Below are 15670 nucleotides of genomic sequence, written 5' to 3'. Positions count from 1 at the left end.
GGCCTTATAACCCGCACAAAAACCCCAATTACAACTTGGGATGGCACTCAAACCTGACGACAGAATCTTGCTGCTCGAACGCCTGAAACCCCTGCATTTGTTCCGCAGCGAAACTCGTCTGCATCCCAAGCCTTTCACAGTGCTCATTAGCTTTGGCCATTGCGGTCCTGCGAGCCCGCGCCCACGCAAGCTGCCCGCCAGTGGCACTAGCCGACACCATCAGCATCCCATGCTGATCCGCCGCAGTGACATCGCTAGCCGACGCACAACCCACCAACATCGCGCAAAGCGCCGCAACCGAACCGATCACCCGAAGCGGCGACACCAGCGCCGCCCCTCGCGCATTACCCACAATCATGAATAGCACCGCTTCACATCACGCTGTCCCGCCAATGATCGAGATTCCATCGCGGTACGCCATTGCGCATGCTGCACGATCTTCTGACTGGTAATCCGGCCCGCCGCACGCCGGATTCTCTTCGCGGCGCCAAGCACCCGTTCCTCGCGCCGGCTGTGCGCCCACGCACGCGCCGCGAACCATCCAACGATGGTCCAGCCCAGCAGCACATTAACCAACGTGATCGCCAAAGCATCGTGATGCCCGCGCGCATCGGCTTCGATTGACGGAATCAGATACAGGCTCATTGCGGCAATGACCGCGGCTCCTTCAAGAATTTCCTTCATGGCACCCTCTCATGTAAGCAGTCCGGCACCGCCGCAAAGCAACGATCGCCGTAACACAATGGGGGGAATTTTAGGCGCTATCTATTGAAGAACAATGCCAATAGAACGAATTCTGCGTTGCGTCCACGTAAACAATCGACGCGTCATCCCAGGATCATCGACAACGCGCCAGAGCGCCATCTGGCCGGCTTTTCACGGGATCGCGGCGGATTCCGCAGACCAGCAATCCCCTGCGTCAGTTCATCCGTGGCGTCGAGTATTAGTTGTCCAGAGATCGTCGGACTTCGCCAGAAGTTCTAATCCTCTCAATCCGCAGACGGCCGCCGCACATACGTCGGCGGCAGCGCCACATCATCGAGCGCCTCACAAAAGCTCTCGCGCAGTGCATGCGCGGCGGGGTTGAGCGAGCGTCCGGTCAGCTCGACGAAGCCCACGGCGCGCTCGATGCGCGGCGCGTCGAGTGGAATGAAGCGCAGTGTCTCGCGATGGCGCTGCTGCGCGAGCCAGGGCAGCACCGTGAGCCCCACACCGCCTTCGACGGCCGAGAGCAGCGTGGTCGTATTGGCGATGAAGATGTCGTCCTGTCCGTCCGCGGCGCGCCGCACCGGCTCGGGCAACGCACGCAGCGTGCCGTTGCCGATCAATCGGTAGCCCGACAAATCCTTCCATTCCACGCGGCGCTGCCTGAACAGCGCATGGCCCGCGTTCACGACCACGCACATCACGTCGGCGAGCAGCGGCGTGAAGCTGAGCTCGGAGTCGTCCTTCGGCTCGCCGGCGATGCCGAAGTCGATCGCACCTGAACGCACCCGGTCGTGGATATAGGCGGCCGTGCCGTCTTCCACATGCAGATGCACACCGGGATGGCGCGCCGAGAACCGGCTGATCGCGCGCGGCAGTATCTCGTGCGCGATCGATGGCACCGAGGCCACGCGCACGCGGCCGCCGCGCACCTGTGCCACATCGATTGCCGAGGCAATGGCGCGCTCGTAATGCTCGACGAGCTTGCGTGCCTCGCCATAGAGCATCGCGCCGAACGGGGTGGGCGAGGCGTGGCTGCCCTTCTCGAAGAGCGCCGCGCCCAGCGCCCCCTCGAGCTCCTTGATCGACAGCGAAAGCGCCGGCTGGCTGCGGAACACGGCCCGCGCGGCGGCCTTGAAGCCGCCGTGCTCGACGACGGCCACGAAATGGCGCAACTGCGCGATTTTCACATCGGGGAGCCGGTCCATAGCTAAATAAGAAGAATAAATATTTCGATCAGAAAAATTGGCTTTGGCTATTTTAGCGTGGTTTCTAGAATCGCTCTCACGTCAATCGCGTTGAGATCGAAGATGAATCCTCAGACCTTTTTGAACTGGATCGACGGCCACTGGCAGGCCGGCGAGACCTTCGTTGAGAACCGCAGCCCCTCCGACACCGACGACCTGATCGGCCGCTACACGCAGGCCACCAGCGTCCAGGCGCAGCAGGCCATCGAAGCCGCGCGCCGTGCGCAACCCCAATGGGCCGCCACGGGCCTCGAGCAGCGCCACGACGTGCTGCGTGCGATCGGCGACGAGCTGATCGCGCGCCGTGACGAGCTTGGCCGGCAGCTTGCACGCGAGGAGGGCAAGACGCTCGCGGAGGGCGTGGGCGAGGTCGCGCGCGCGGGCCAGTTCTTCCATTACTTCGCGGCCGAAGTGCTGCGGCAGCTCGGCGGCAACGCCGATTCGGTGCGCCCCGGCATCGAGATCGATTACCGGCGCGAGCCGCTCGGCGTGGTCGGCATCATCACGCCGTGGAATTTCCCGATGGCGACGGCGTGCTGGAAGATCGCGCCGGCGCTCGCCTTCGGCAATGCGGTGCTGTTCAAGCCCGCCAACCTGACGCCGGCCAGCGCATGGGCGCTCACGGAGATCATCAGCCGCCAGGCGCTGCCCCCCGGGACGTTCAACCTGCTGATGGGGCCGGGCGAGGCGATCGGCCATCTGCTCGCGACCTCGCCGGGCGTCGACGGCATCTCGTTCACGGGCTCGCTCGAAACCGGCCGCCGCCTCGCGGCCACGGCCGCGCCGAACCTCATCAAGTTGCAGATGGAGATGGGCAGCAAGAACGCGCTCGTCGTCCTCGACGACGCCGATCTCGATCTCGCGGTCGAATGTGCGTTTCAAGGGGCTTACTCGGGCGCCGGGCAGAAGTGCACCGCGTCGTCGCGTCTCGTCGTGACGCCGGGCATCCACGCGGCGTTCGTCGAGCGGCTGGCCGAGCGGATGCGCAACGTGCGGGTCGGCCGCGCGCTCGATGAAGGCGTGCAGATGGGCCCGGTCATCGACGGGCGCCAGCTCGAATCGAATCTGCGCTATGTCGCGCTCGGCCAGCGCGAGGGCGCGCGGCTCGTGTGCGGCGGCGAAGCGCTCGCGCATCCCGAGCGCGCATGGTGCATGTCGCCCGCGCTGTTCGACGAGGGCCGCAACGACATGCAGATCAATCGCGACGAGATCTTCGGCCCGATCGCCTGTGTGATCCCCGTGCGCGACTACGAGGAGGCGCTGGCCGTCGCCAACGACACGGCGTTCGGCCTCACGGCCGGCATCATGACGCAATCGCTGCGCCACGCGACGCATTTCCGCCGCCATGCGCAGGCGGGTTGCGTGATGGTCAATTTGCCCACGGCCGGCACCGACTATCACGTGCCGTTTGGCGGCCGCAAGGCGTCGAGCTACGGTCCGCGCGAACAGGGGCCGCACGCGGCCGAGTTCTACACCACGCTGAAGACCGCCTACACGCGCGCATAAAAGGGGGCGGGCAATGACTGAAAAGACTCTGCATGACTCGCTCGTCGTCATCGACGGCACCCAGTACTCGAACTGGGACCGCGGCATCTTCGAGCAGATGCGCGACGGCGGCGTCGCGGCCGTCAACGCGACGATCGTCTATTGGGAGAACGCTCGCGAGACGCTCACGCGCTTGGCCGAGTGGAACGCGCGTTTCGAGCGCCACGCCGATCTCGTGATGCGGGCGCGGACGATGGACGACGTGCTCGCGGCGAAGCAAGCCGGAAAAGTCGCCATTTTATACGGACTGCAGAATTGTTCGCCGATCGAGGACGACATTGGCCTCATCGAGGTGTTTCGCGATCTCGGCGTGCGCACGATGCAGCTCACGTACAACAATCAGAGCCTGCTCGCCACGGGCTGCTATGAGTCCTCCGATGGCGGCGTCACGCGTTTCGGCCGCGCGGCGATCGAGGAAATGAACCGTGTGGGCATGGTGATCGACATGTCGCACAGCGCCGAGCGCTCGACGCTCGAAGCCATCGCGATCTCGTCGCGGCCCATCGTGATCAGCCACGCGAATCCGTCGTTCTTCCACGAGGCGAAGCGCAACAAGTCGGACGCGGTGCTGCGCGCGCTCGGCGAGCGCGGCGGCCTCGTGGGCTTCAGCCTCTATCCGTTTCATCTGAAGAACGGCAGCCGCTGCACGCCCGGCGAGTTCACCGACATGGTCGCGCGCACGGTCGACCTCATCGGCATCGATCACGTGGGCATCGGCAGCGACCTGTGCCAGGGGCAGCCGTACAGCGTGCTCGAATGGATGCGCAACGGCCGCTGGAGCAAGCAGACCGATTACGGCGAAGGCAGCGCCGATAACGCGGCCTGGCCGCAGCCCGTGAGCTGGTTCGGCTCGAACGCCGACTTTCCGAACCTCACGGCGGCGCTCGTGCACGCGGGCTTCGCCGCCAACGAGGTCGCGCAGATCATGGGCGGCAACTGGATGCGCATCCTGCGCGATGCGGAACAGCGCCGCTGACGCGCGCCGAACTACTATTCAAGACTGGAGGAGACATGGAAATGCAGACCTCGCCGGACCTCGCGGCCGCGCGTGACGAACCGGCCGCTCGCCGTGGCCGTATCGACTGGCCCATCTTCATCATCAGCGGCGGATTTTTCGTGCTGTTTCTCGTCGCCGCGCTGGTCAACCTGCCGTGGCTCTCGGCGGCGGTCGACACGGCCTTCGGCTGGGCCACGCGCGGTTTCGGGCTGTACTGGCAGTTGCTGATGCTCGCGACCTTCGTGGTCAGTCTGGGCATTGCGTTCTCGAAGCTCGGCCGCGTGAAGCTGGGCGGCCGCGGCGCGGTGCCGTCGAATTCGACCTTCAACTGGGTCGTGATCATCATGTGCGCGCTGCTGGCCGGCGGTGGCGCGTTCTGGGCCGCCGCGGAGCCGCTCATGCATTTCATGAGCCCGCCGCCGTTCTTCGGCGCCGCGCCGCGCAGCGAGGCGGCGGCTGTCGCGGCGCTCGCGCAATCGTTCCTGCACTGGGGCTTTCTGGCGTGGGCCGTGCTCGGCAGCCTGCTGACCATCGTCTTCATGCATCTGCATTTCGATAAGGGCCTGCCGCTTGCGCCGCGCACGCTGCTGTATCCGCTGTTCGGCCAGCGCGCGCTCCGGGGCCCGATCGCGGCGCTGGCGGACGCCACCTCGATCATCGCCGTCGCGGCGGGCACCATCGGCCCGATTGGCTTCCTCGGCCTGCAGATCGCCTATGTGCTGCAGTCGGTCTGGCACGTGCCCGATACCATCGCGACCCAGGCGCTCGTCATTCTCGCGGTGACCGCCATCTTCACGACGGCCTGCATCGCGGGGCTCGAAGGCCTGCGATTCGTCTGCAAGATCCACGTCTGGCTGATGCTCGGCCTCGCGGCGTACCTCTATGTCTGCGGGCCCACGAGCTTCCTGAGCAGCGTGTTCTTCAAGGCGTTCGCCACGCACCTCGTGGACTTCGTGCAGACGGCGATGTATCGCGGCGACAGCAAGTGGCTCAACGCGTGGACGCTGTTCTACTGGGGCTGGTTCATTGGCTACGCGCCCATCATGGCGATCTATGTCGCGAAGGTATCGCGCGGCCGCACGATCCGCGAGCTCGTGGTGCTGCTCTCGATCGCCGCGCCGCTGATCACGATGCTGTGGTTCACGCTCGTCGGCGGTGCAGGTATCGGCATCGAGCTGGCAACGCCTGGCAAGGTGGTCTCGCACGGCACGCTGCCCGAGGCGCTGCTGCTCGGCGTCGCCCAGGCCATGCCGCTGCGCAACCTGATCTCGGCGCTGTTCCTGTTCCTCAGCTTCTTCTCGGTGGTGACGAATGGCGGCTCGATGGCCTATACGATCGCCATGGCTATGACCGGCGATCGCGGCGGTGAGCCCAGCGCGTGGCTCAAGATCTTCTGGGCCGTCGGCATGGGGCTCGTTGGCGCGGTGCTGATCACGATGGGGGCGGGTGGGATCAGCGCGTTGCAATCGTTCATCGTCATTACCGCTGTGCCAGTTTCGATCCTGATCCTGCCTTCGCTGTGGGACGCGGTGCGGATCGCGCGCAGGATGGCCGTCGAGCAGGGAGTGAAATAATGATTGGCATGGAAGTGGATATTGATATGGATACCGAATCGAACGGCGTGAGTCAGCCAGCCGATTTCGATGAGCGCAGCGCGATGCGCAGCCCCGACGTGACGAATCGCCTCGAACGGCTCGGCGCCATGCACGGCACGCGGCTGAGCTTCGTGCGCGCGCTCGTCAGGCGCATGGCGCGCGACAACTGGCGCATCCGCGTCACGCACATGGACCTCGACGACAATGGCTATGGCACCTGCGTCTATACGATCGAAGCCTATGGCGAGCGCTACAGCCAGGTGATTTTCTCGCAGCATCTCGACGACGCCGAGCGCACCGACCGCGTGATCGCCGAGAAGTGGGACATCACGTCCGCCCTCGTGTGCGGCGTGCCTGAAGCAGCGGATCTCGCGCAACTGCGGGCCAATGTGCCGCTGCAGGAGGCGGGCCGGCTGCGCGCGCACGATCTCGTGCTGTGCCGGGCGAACAAGAGCGTGCGCAACTTCGACTACGTCGTGAACTGCCTCGCGGAAGGGCGGCAGCCGGATCCCGCCGCGTTCGAGCGCGTGGGCTACCTGATCCGCACGACGGCCGTGTACGGCAACGGCAAGTTCGGCATTGCCGATTACACGCGCCTCGTCGATAGCCAGGCGTTTCGCGCGGGGTTTTCGGCGCAGATGTGCGCGGTCTTCGTGTTGCGCGATTTCAGCGTGCGCCTCGTCGAGCACATCGCGGCGCGGCGCAATCCGCGCGCGGCCGTCAAGCTCGCGCGCAGCTACCGGCGCTATCTGGGCGTGGGCAACGCGACCGGGCTGGGGATGGCGCCGTTCCTCGTGCGCCACCCGGCCCAGCTCGACCAGTGGATACGCGGGCGCGAGACGGCGCTGGCGCGTGTGCTGGCGGTCGAGTCCGTCGACGCCGCCACGCTCGCCCGTGCGCGCACGCTGCTCGCGCGCGCCGGGCGCCACATTGCGCAGGTCCATACCGACCATCCGCGCGAGGCCGCGCGCAACGCTCAACTGCTCGCCGAGCTGCCGCGTCTCGAGCGTGCGCTACAGCATGAAGCGGCGGGTCCGCAGCCGTTGCGCTGGGGCGCGTTGCTTGCGTGGGCCGCCGCGCAGCTCTCGTGTGCCGCGCAGGAAGTGCTCGTGGCCGTGCTGCTCGAGCTGTATCCGGAACACGTCGACACGATCGACTGTGGCGCACCGGTCGACGATACGCTGCGGCTCGACCCCGACATGCGCGTGAGCGCGCTGCGCTCGCTCGTGGAGCGCGACTACCGCTGGGCGCTCACGCAGCCCCAGACGCAGCGCGACGACACCCATTTCTTCTGGTACCGCTCCGCCGAGAAAGAGGAGCCCCGCCTTGGCATGCGCGCGGAGGAACCGGGCGCCGCGCGCGAGCTGCCGCTCGACATCGCGCGCCAGATCCTGCGGCTCCATGCGCGGCTGCAGGAGGCGCACGACGATGCGGGCGTGGCTGCGTTCGTGGCCGAGCATCCCGAGTTTCGCGCGATCGTGCGCCGCGTGCAGTCGCTCGCGGGGCGTGTGTATGGGGAGATACGCGAGAACCTGCTCGCACGCGACATGCTGCCGATCGACCTGATGCGCGCGAAGCTGTCGATGTTCGGCGCGAGCAAGTTCGATCCGAAGTCGAACCTGTGGGTGAGGGTCACGCTGTTCCAGGGGGCGCCGACGCTCGACGATCTCGCGCCGGACATGATCGACGACTGGCTGTTTCCGTGCGTGCCGGATGGCAATGAAAGGGGGAGTGCACAAGCATGAAGATGGCGATGAACGAACTGGTCTCGCTGTGCCGCGCCGCGCTGGAGGGCAGTGGGTGGGCGCAGGGCGATTACGAGGATGCGGCGGACGCAGCCGTGTGGTTGCAGGCGCTCGGTCTCAATGGTCTCGCGGCGCTGGACGGCCTGCTTGGCGCCGAGCCCGGCGAGCGGGTGGTGGTCGAAGGCGCCGCGCCTGGCGCGATGCGCGTGCAGCACTGTGCGGGGCTGGCGGGTTGTGCGCTTGCGTTCGAGCTCGCATGGGCCGAGGCGACGCGGGACGGCATGGGCGTGGTGCGCGTTGCGCAGGCACTCGCGCCGCGCCTGGCGCTGTACGGGCTGAAGATGATGAGCGCGCGCGGGAGGCATTTCGATCTGGCGTGGAGCGATGCCAGCGGGCGTCACTATGCGAGCGCCACCGGGCAGACGGCGTGGCCGGCCTATCTGGGCTGTGACACGCGGGCCACTGGGGACGCGGACGAGCTGATCGTGTGCTGCCGCGTGAATGCCGCACTGCGTGCGCCGATCGAAGTGGCTCCAGCGCTCGAGGGCGCCGCCGATCCGGCCGAGCTCGAAGCACGCTACTACGAGGCGATCTGGCGCGGCGTCGACGTGGACGCCGCGCAGACCGCGCGTCTGGCTGAGTGGAAGGGCCGCGTGCTGGTCGCGGCAAGCGAGGCGTCGCGCGAGCACGGTGCGGGAGGCGCAGATGATGGATTCTGAGCAAGTCACGGCGGCGCCGCGTACGGTCGCGGCCGTGCCCACGGGACTGCCGCAAAGCCGCACGGCGATGTTCGAATGGGCGGTGACGGCGAACGGCATGCTGTACACGGCGCAGATTCCCGTCGATGCCGACGGGGCCGTCGTGAGCGGCGGCATCGAAGCCCAGGCGCAGCAGGTGTTCGCGAACCTGTTCCAGACGCTGGCGGCGGCCGGTGCAACGGCGGGCGATGTCGCGCAGGTCTTGATCTACGTGACGGACCGCGTGTGGCTGCCGGCCGTCAACGCGGTCTGGCTGCGTTACTTCGCGGCGCCCTTTCCGAATCGCGCGTCGTGTGTCGTTGCGGGGCTGGCGCGCGAGGAAATGCTGGTCGAACTCGTTGCTTACGCCTGCGTGCCGGCTCGCGCAGGCGCGGCCGTGGCGATCTAGATTCGAAGCAAGGGTGACGGACCGGCCTTTTGCGTGAGCGGTGCACGCCGGTAGCGATCGGTCACGGCTTCGTGTTCGCGTTCGAGGCCAGCGGGGCGCTGTCGTCGTGCCAGCCGCCTCCCAGCGCCTTGTAGAGCGCCACGAGGGCGATATCCGTGTCCCGGTCGGTTTGCGCGAGCTTGTCTTCGGCAACGTATAGCGACCGTTCCGCATCGAGCACCGGCAGGAAGTCGTCCAGACCTTGCAGGTAGAGCCGTTGCGCGATTCCCACGGCGTCGCGATCGGCTGCCACCTCGGCGGCCAGGCGCTCGCGCCTGATTTTCGACTGGCCATAGGAAACCAGTGCGGATTCGACGTCGCGGAGCGCGTCGAGCACCACACGCTGGTATTGCGCCGCGGCGGCGTCGGTGCGTGCCTGTTCTGCATCGATCGTGAAGCGGACCTTGCCCGCGTCGAAAACGAGCCAGCTGATACTGGGGCCGATCGAGAGATAGCGGCTCGGGGCGGTCAGAAACGTCGATGCGTCGAGACTCTCGAGACCCGCTGCGCCGGTGAGGTAGAAGTGCGGGTAGAGATCGGCTTTCGCCACGCCGATGCGCGCATTCGCGGCCGCCAGTTGCCGCTCGGCCTCGCGGATATCGGGGCGGCGCTGGAGCAGATCTGAAGGCAGGCCAACCGGTACGTCGGCAACCGGCGTGGGGATCGCCTGGGGGGCGTCGAGTTCGGTCAGCAACGATTCCGGCGGCACGCCCACCAATGCGCCGATCCGGTAGATGGCGGTGCGCGCGTCGACCACGAACGTCGGAATTTCGGCTTCTGTCGCTTCGACCTGCGCCTGTGCGCGCAGCACGTCGAGGCGCGAAGCGAGGCCCGCGTCGAACTGGGAACGCGTGAGGGCCAGGGTGTCGCGCTGGATCGACAGGTTTTCCTGCGCGACGGCGAGCTGGCGCTGCGCGCCCCGAAGCACCACATAGTCGCGCGCAATCTCGCCGGTCAGCATGAGGGCGGCATCCCCGCGTCCTGCGACGGATGCCTCATAGGCCGCGTTGGCCGCTTCGATGCGTCGCCGCGTGCCGCCGAACACGTCGATTTCCCACGACGCGTCGAAGCCCGCTTGCCAAAGATTGCCGTCGATACCGGGGCCCAGGCCGCCCGGCGGTACGCCAACAGGAACGTTCGCACTGCCATGCGTTCTGGCGTAGGCCGCGCCCGCGTCGACTTCGGGATATTCGGCTGCACCTGCGACGCCGCGCATGGCCCGGGCTTCGCGCACGCGCGCTTCAGCCGAGGCGAGATCCGGGGCGCTTCGCTGTGCCTCGTCGATCAGATGGTTCAGGACCGGATCTCCGAAGTTCGTCCACCACGCCGCTTCAGACGTTGACGGTGCGGACGGTGCGGTGGCCTGCGCGCCAGCCGCTTCACTGTAAGCTGGCGGCAGGCTCGTTTTGGGTGGCACGTAATCCGGTCCGACCGTACACGCGCCGAGCAGGGCGCTTGCACAGAGCAACAGCGCGGCCAACGCATGGGCCTGGTGGCCAGCACGCCACTCGCGCCCGGCAACTAATTTAGCAGGCCTAGCCATCTGGGCGGCTCCCGGGTAAAGATACGGGTCTCGACAGACATCCCCGGGGATATCCAGCGCAGTGCGTCCGCGGAATCGTCGAACACGATTTTCACCGGGACGCGCTGCACGACCTTGACGAAATTGCCGGTGGCATTTTCCGGCGGCAGGAGCGCAAAACGCGAGCCGGTGCCGCGCTGGATGCTCTCCACGTGGGCGCGCAGCTTCAGGTTGGGGAAGGCATCGACGCGAATGGACACGGCCTGGCCCGGCTGCACGTGCGTCAGCTGCGTTTCCTTGTAGTTCGCGATCACGTAGAGCCGCTCGGGCACAACGGAGAGCAGCAGTTGCCCCGGCTGGACAAAATTGCCGGACTCCACGCTCTTTCTGGCCACACTGCCGGCTTCCGGCGCATAGATCTTCGTGTACGAAAGGTTCAGCTGCGCCTGGGCAAGTGCCGCGCGCGCTTGGGCGACGGCCGCCTCGGCGGTGACCGCCTGAGTTCGCGTGAGCTTCGCAGACGCCTCTGCGGCTGTGATGCGCACCTGCGCAGCCACGGTGGTCGCCTGCGTACCCTGCGCCGCCGCCGCGCCTTCATCCACCCGTTCGGACGATACCGCGCGCACGTCCGAAACCGATTGGAGCCTCCGCAGATTGGACTGCGCCAGCTTCGAATTGGCTTGCGCGACCAGCAGTTCGGCGCGCTGCTGCGCAACGCGTGCGTCGGCCACCGGAATCTCGTCGCGCGCTGCCTGGAGCCGGCTTTGCGCGTCGGCGAGATTGGCTTGCGCCTGCTGCAACGCAACCGCGTAATCGCGCGGATCGAGTTCGATCAGTAGCTGCCCCTGCTGCACCGCGCTGTTGTCGTCGACATAGAGCTTCTGCACGTAAGCCGGCACCTTGGGGATGACCGATATGACGTGCGCGTCTACGTAGGCATCGTCGGTTTCCTGCTCGTAAAGTCCCGGCAGGAAAAAATACAATGCGATCGCGGCGAGCACGAGAAAGCCAAGTCCTGCAAACAGCAGCGGGCGCCGGTTCGGCTTTGCCGGGCCGGGCGACGGGGTGTTGGGCGCAGGCGTGGCAGGCGTCGGCGGCGGTGCCGCTCCCGTACGCGTTTCGTTGGGCTTTTCGACGGGCAATCCTTCACTCATCGCGCCTCCCATCCAGTGTTGTTCGCCGCTAGCGGCGGATGTTGTGGCTTCAAGGCAATCGTCCTACTTATTTTGCACGGGAGTGGGCGGAACAATCGGCAGCAGACATAAGGCGACGATCCCCACGACGGCCATGAACGCGAATGCGTCCGCGTAGGCGTAGGCCGCTGCCTGATGGGCGCCTTGCTCCGCGAGCATGCGGACGGAGGCCTGCTGTGCTTCGAGAGGCGTGTAACCGCCGTGCGTCGTCAGCGTGCCGGAGACGGTCGAGAGCCATGTGCGCGTCACGTCATTGTCGTGCCGCACGTGATCGAAAAGCCGTGCGGAGTGCAGGGTCTCGCGATGCGAGATCAGGATCGTCAAGAGCGCGACACCGAGTGAGGCGCCGAACTGGCGAAACGTCATGTACAGGGAAACGCCGTCGAGGAGTTTGTTCTGATCGATTCGTGCGACTGTGCCGCTGCCCACGGCGGGCAGTAGCGGCGAAAGGCAGAAAGCGTAGAGAACCAGTGGCAGGGCGAAGTACCATCCCGGCGTTCCGGTGGTCAGAAGCCGGTTGAAGATCAGCATCGACATGATCAGCATGACGAGTGCGAATGCAATGGCCTTGCGTTGGCCCACGCGTGCGATGAAGCCGACCATGAGCGGCCGTATTGCGGCAGCGGTGAGCGCGTAGACGCACATGATCTGGCCGGTCTGCGTCGCGCTGTACGTCTTCGATGCGACGTTGCGCAGGAATTCCGGCAGGACGAATACGCTGCCGGAAAGAATCATGCCGGTGAACACCCCGAGCAACGCCGACGAAAGCACGTGACGGTCGCGCATGAGCTCGAGCCATAGCAGCGGCGTCCGGTTGGCGGCACTCATTTGCCACGCGATGAACAGAATCAGCGCGCCGGCACAGACAAACCCGAGTATGCGCAGGTGCGCGGAGCCGAACCAGTCATCGATCTCGCCACGGTTGAGTATCACCTGCAGCGCGATCAAGGCAATGGCGAGCAGTACGATCCCGGGCCAGTCCGCGGAGACAAGGCGCTCCGAGCTGGGTTTGGGCTGGTTCGGGAAGTATCGCGCGATCAGCCAGAGTGCGCCGGCGGCGTAGAGCAGGTTGGGCAGGAAAATCAGGCGCCAGTTGGCGTGATCCGTAATGTAGCCGCTCGCAAGCAGGCCCGCTGCGCTCGAGAGATACAGCATCGTCGAAATGCGCATGAGCGATGGGCTGCGCTGCGGCTTCGGCATGAGCACGTACACGGAGGCGCGCCACCACATGACGAGGCCCGCCGCAGCGAGCCCCTGCAGGGCGCGCCAGAACAGCATGATGTCGAGATCCGGTGCGAGCGAGCAGCCTATGGACGTGGCGGCGAACGCCACCACCGTGCCGAGCAGGAAGCGCTTGTAGCCGAAATGCCCGGCCATCCAGATCGATATGGGCACGCCAAGGAATAGCGAGCAGCTGTACACGGTCAGAATCCAGCTCGCCTCGTCGGCGGAAACACCGAGGGTGCCGGTGAGATCCGTGAGGACGAGATTGACGCTGTCGAACGTGTAGAACTCCATGCCGGTCGCAAGCCCCAGACCGATCAGCAGCGCCCGGACGTGTTCGGGCGCGGGCGTGGCCGCCGCGGGCCCGGAGGCCGGCGGCGCCACAGGGGCGCGGGTGGGAATGGCGGCCTGGCTCATGGGCGGGGGTCGCGAAAAAAAGTCAGCATATCCTGGTAGCGCGATTGTGGTCGCGGCGATGTCCGCGGGTCCATGGCTTCAGCTTGCCTGTTGCCCGGCGCGCGTTTGCCGGAAGTGTTCGACGGCCATGTCGACGAAAGCCTTGACCTTGAGCGGGAGAAACTTACGATTTGAATACACGATGCGGAATTCGCGGTCTGGAAGGCTATATTCGGGGAAAAGACGCATGAGCTTGCCGCTCTCGATGTCGTCCTCGACCAGATAGGCGGACAAGGTCGCGATGCCGAGACCCGCAATGGCACATTCGCGCACCATACCGATGTTGTTGGCATAGAACGTTGGCGTAGGGGCGACGGTGATCTGCGTGTCGTCCGGTGCGTTGAACACGATTCCATCGGCGGCATGTTCGGTTCGGAATGCCAGGTAGGGATGCTTCGGCAGTTCCGAGGGATGAGTGGGCGCGCCATGGCGGGCGATGTACTCGGGCGATGCGCAGGTGTAGTAGTCCGTGGAAGTCAGGTGGCGCGAAACCAGCGTCTGGCCCGAGACGTGACGCGCGGCCAGAATGCCGAGGTCGAACTCTTCCTCGATGAGATCGACGGGGCGATCCGCAAGGGTGAGATCGATCGTTACGTCAGGGTACGCGTGCTGGTAGGTGCTCAGGAGAGGAGCCAGCTTGCGCAGGGAAAAGAGTGCAGGAGAAACGATGCGCAAACGTCCAGACTTGCTGACCGCATTCGACGACAGGATCGAATACGTTTCTTCGAGTTCTCCGAGGATCTGGCGGCAGCGCTCGAGATAGAGACGTCCGGCTTCGGTGGGCGACATTTTGCGAGTGGTGCGTTGCAGCAGTCGCGTACCCAGATGCGCCTCCAGGTCGCTGATGATCCGGCTGATGCGCGGCACGCCGATTTCGAGCGACTCGGCTGCATGCGCGTAGCTGTTGACTTCGGCGACCTTGACGAACACTTTCATGGCAGTCAGAACGTCCACGGTATCCCTCACTTTGTATGTGTCAGTAACGGCCGTCACATCGTTGCCGGTATCGGAACTGTAATCGGCGCCGGTTTCCTTGGCGAGACAGATGTTTTCGAATTTCGGACATTCCATTGCCCCGGCGAAACAGGGCAATGAAACTGTTATGCCGCTTGTGCAAACCTGTCCAGACTCAGGCGGGAAGCCAGATCACTGTTGTCCCGAAACTGGCAGAAACTCGGAAGCAATTGTCCGTCGCGTTTGCGTGGACCCGATAGCATGAAAACAAGCGGCGAACTGATCGACCGACGGCGCAAGGAACCGCTCAATGGGCTTGCTGCCGGACCTCTCGAACAGGGTCGCCGGTTGCGGGAACACACCTGGAGACTCACATGACGGATTTAACTCACCTCGACAGCATCGTTGACGACCCCGAGTCGATTACGGACGTCGTGCTGGCGGCCATGAGCAAGACGGACGACGCGCGCTTGAAGCAGATTATCGACGCGCTGGTGCGCCACGCGCACGCATTCTTTCGAGAAGTCCAGCTGACGGATCAGGAGTTCGAAAAGGGGCTTGAGTTCGTCAAGGCCATCGGGCAGGCGACCGTGGACGATCACAACGAGGTCGTGCTGGCCGCGGACGTGCTGGGCTTCTCGACGCTCGTCACCCTGCTCAACACGGCCGATCGCAGCAATCGCACGCCCGGCGCGCTGCTTGGGCCGTTCTACCGGGGCCACTCGCCTGAATACGCGGACGGCGCATCCATCGTGGCCGAAGGCTCGCCCGGCGCACCGCTGTTCGTGCGCGGTCGCGTGGTGGACACGGCCGGTACGCCCGTCGAGGGGGCGCTCGTCGACGTCTGGCAGGCGTCGCCAATCGGGCTCTACGAAAACCAGGATCCGGATCAGCCCGACATGAACCTGCGCGGCAGGTTCCGGACCGATGCGCAAGGCTATTTCAGGCTGCGGTCCGTTCGACCTGCCGGCTATCCGGTGCCGACCCACGGCCCGGTAGGCCGGTTGCTCGAGAAGCAGCATCGTCACCCGTATCGCCCGGCGCATATTCACTTCGTCGTGGTCGCGCAGGGCTATGAAACGTTGATCAGCCAGGTGTTCGCAGATGATTCGGAGTACCTGGGGTCTGACGTTGTCTTCGGCGTGAACCGGGCGCTTGTCGGGAGGTTTTCCGCACACGAGGACGGGAAGGCACCCGCACCCGATGTCAACGGGCCGTATTACACGCTCGAGTATGAATTTGTCGTAGCCGAAGGTACGCCTGTCTGGCCGACGCCCCCCATCAAGTAAAGTGGAGAACAAC

13 protein-coding genes are annotated in these 15670 nt (G+C 65.4%); 7 read left to right on the top strand and 6 right to left on the bottom strand.

Features of this window, described 5'->3' with window-relative positions:
- Window positions 1-354: 354 nt before the first annotated feature.
- Both BO1_RS37315 and BO1_RS54365 read right to left on the bottom strand, forming a co-directional pair.
- Window positions 355-684 carry a superinfection immunity protein gene (locus tag BO1_RS37315; RefSeq protein ID WP_028221929.1) on the bottom strand — a complete coding sequence of 110 codons (330 nt, stop codon included), beginning with the start codon at window positions 682-684 and terminating at the stop codon, window positions 355-357.
- 305 nt (window positions 685-989) lie between these two features.
- Window positions 990-1895 (bottom strand): LysR family transcriptional regulator, encoded by a 906-nt coding sequence (locus BO1_RS54365; protein ID WP_167338425.1) that lies wholly within the window; start codon window positions 1893-1895, stop codon window positions 990-992.
- A gap of 120 nt (window positions 1896-2015) precedes the next feature.
- Here BO1_RS54365 and BO1_RS37305 point away from each other — a divergent pair, with 120 nt between their 5' ends.
- Genes BO1_RS37305 through BO1_RS37280 form a run of 6 tightly spaced genes read left to right on the top strand, consistent with a single transcriptional unit; the run spans window position 2016 to window position 8980 of the window.
- The gene (locus BO1_RS37305; protein ID WP_028221928.1) at window positions 2016-3458 is read left to right on the top strand and encodes an aldehyde dehydrogenase family protein; all 1443 of its coding nucleotides are present in this window, start codon (window positions 2016-2018) and stop codon (window positions 3456-3458) included.
- A 13-nt stretch (window positions 3459-3471) separates the two neighbouring features.
- Window positions 3472-4473 carry a dipeptidase gene (locus BO1_RS37300; protein WP_245643997.1) on the top strand — a complete coding sequence of 334 codons (1002 nt, stop codon included), beginning with the start codon at window positions 3472-3474 and terminating at the stop codon, window positions 4471-4473.
- A gap of 35 nt (window positions 4474-4508) precedes the next feature.
- Window positions 4509-6068, top strand: coding sequence for a BCCT family transporter (locus tag BO1_RS37295; protein WP_218002845.1), 1560 nt, complete (start codon window positions 4509-4511; stop codon window positions 6066-6068).
- Between the two features lie 26 nt (window positions 6069-6094).
- Window positions 6095-7834, top strand: a complete 1740-nt coding sequence (locus BO1_RS37290; protein WP_218002844.1) for a hypothetical protein — start codon at window positions 6095-6097, stop codon at window positions 7832-7834.
- An 8-nt stretch (window positions 7835-7842) separates the two neighbouring features.
- Complete coding sequence (locus BO1_RS37285) at window positions 7843-8553, top strand: DUF3726 domain-containing protein (RefSeq protein ID WP_167338424.1); 711 nt, start codon at window positions 7843-7845, stop codon at window positions 8551-8553.
- On the top strand, window positions 8540-8980 hold the full coding sequence (locus BO1_RS37280) for a RidA family protein (RefSeq protein WP_245643996.1): 441 nt from the start codon (window positions 8540-8542) through the stop codon (window positions 8978-8980). The genes BO1_RS37285 and BO1_RS37280 overlap by 14 nt, the downstream gene beginning before the upstream one ends.
- A gap of 61 nt (window positions 8981-9041) precedes the next feature.
- Here BO1_RS37280 and BO1_RS54360 read toward each other — a convergent pair whose 3' ends face one another.
- The 4 genes from BO1_RS54360 to BO1_RS54345 form a co-directional block, all read right to left on the bottom strand.
- On the bottom strand, window positions 9042-10562 hold the full coding sequence (locus tag BO1_RS54360; protein WP_052409737.1) for an efflux transporter outer membrane subunit: 1521 nt from the start codon (window positions 10560-10562) through the stop codon (window positions 9042-9044).
- Window positions 10541-11695: an HlyD family secretion protein gene (locus tag BO1_RS54355; protein ID WP_052409736.1), complete on the bottom strand. Its 1155-nt coding sequence runs from the start codon at window positions 11693-11695 to the stop codon at window positions 10541-10543. The genes BO1_RS54360 and BO1_RS54355 overlap by 22 nt, the downstream gene beginning before the upstream one ends.
- 63 nt (window positions 11696-11758) lie before the next feature.
- Window positions 11759-13375, bottom strand: a complete 1617-nt coding sequence (locus tag BO1_RS54350; protein ID WP_245643995.1) for an MFS transporter — start codon at window positions 13373-13375, stop codon at window positions 11759-11761.
- Between the two features lie 78 nt (window positions 13376-13453).
- On the bottom strand, window positions 13454-14506 hold the full coding sequence (locus BO1_RS54345) for a LysR family transcriptional regulator (RefSeq protein WP_156992608.1): 1053 nt from the start codon (window positions 14504-14506) through the stop codon (window positions 13454-13456).
- Window positions 14507-14742: 236 nt separating this feature from the next.
- Here BO1_RS54345 and BO1_RS37255 point away from each other — a divergent pair, with 236 nt between their 5' ends.
- Window positions 14743-15657 carry a dioxygenase family protein gene (locus BO1_RS37255; protein WP_028221922.1) on the top strand — a complete coding sequence of 305 codons (915 nt, stop codon included), beginning with the start codon at window positions 14743-14745 and terminating at the stop codon, window positions 15655-15657.
- The last annotated feature ends 13 nt before the right edge of the window (window positions 15658-15670 follow it).

The organism is Paraburkholderia oxyphila NBRC 105797 (assembly GCF_000685075.1).
Taxonomy (GTDB): domain Bacteria; phylum Pseudomonadota; class Gammaproteobacteria; order Burkholderiales; family Burkholderiaceae; genus Paraburkholderia; species Paraburkholderia oxyphila.
The sequence above is the reverse complement of the archived record's forward strand: the minus strand, read 5'-3'. Positions and strand labels throughout refer to the sequence as shown.

Excerpts from the sequence above, each read along its gene's own strand:
- BO1_RS37280 (WP_245643996.1), top strand. The coding sequence starts at position 8,540 with ATGATGGATTCTGAGCAAGTCACGGCGGCGCCGCGTACGGTCGCGGCC.
- BO1_RS37285 (WP_167338424.1), top strand. The coding sequence starts at position 7,843 with ATGAACGAACTGGTCTCGCTGTGCCGCGCCGCGCTGGAGGGCAGTGGG.
- BO1_RS37290 (WP_218002844.1), top strand. The coding sequence starts at position 6,095 with ATGGATACCGAATCGAACGGCGTGAGTCAGCCAGCCGATTTCGATGAG.
- BO1_RS37295 (WP_218002845.1), top strand. The coding sequence starts at position 4,509 with ATGGAAATGCAGACCTCGCCGGACCTCGCGGCCGCGCGTGACGAACCG.
- BO1_RS54355 (WP_052409736.1), bottom strand. The coding sequence starts at position 11,695 with ATGAGTGAAGGATTGCCCGTCGAAAAGCCCAACGAAACGCGTACGGGA.
- BO1_RS54350 (WP_245643995.1), bottom strand. The coding sequence starts at position 13,375 with ATGAGCCAGGCCGCCATTCCCACCCGCGCCCCTGTGGCGCCGCCGGCC.
- BO1_RS37315 (WP_028221929.1), bottom strand. The coding sequence starts at position 684 with ATGAAGGAAATTCTTGAAGGAGCCGCGGTCATTGCCGCAATGAGCCTG.
- BO1_RS37255 (WP_028221922.1), top strand. The coding sequence starts at position 14,743 with ATGACGGATTTAACTCACCTCGACAGCATCGTTGACGACCCCGAGTCG.
- BO1_RS37300 (WP_245643997.1), top strand. The coding sequence starts at position 3,472 with ATGACTGAAAAGACTCTGCATGACTCGCTCGTCGTCATCGACGGCACC.
- BO1_RS54360 (WP_052409737.1), bottom strand. The coding sequence starts at position 10,562 with ATGGCTAGGCCTGCTAAATTAGTTGCCGGGCGCGAGTGGCGTGCTGGC.
- BO1_RS37305 (WP_028221928.1), top strand. The coding sequence starts at position 2,016 with ATGAATCCTCAGACCTTTTTGAACTGGATCGACGGCCACTGGCAGGCC.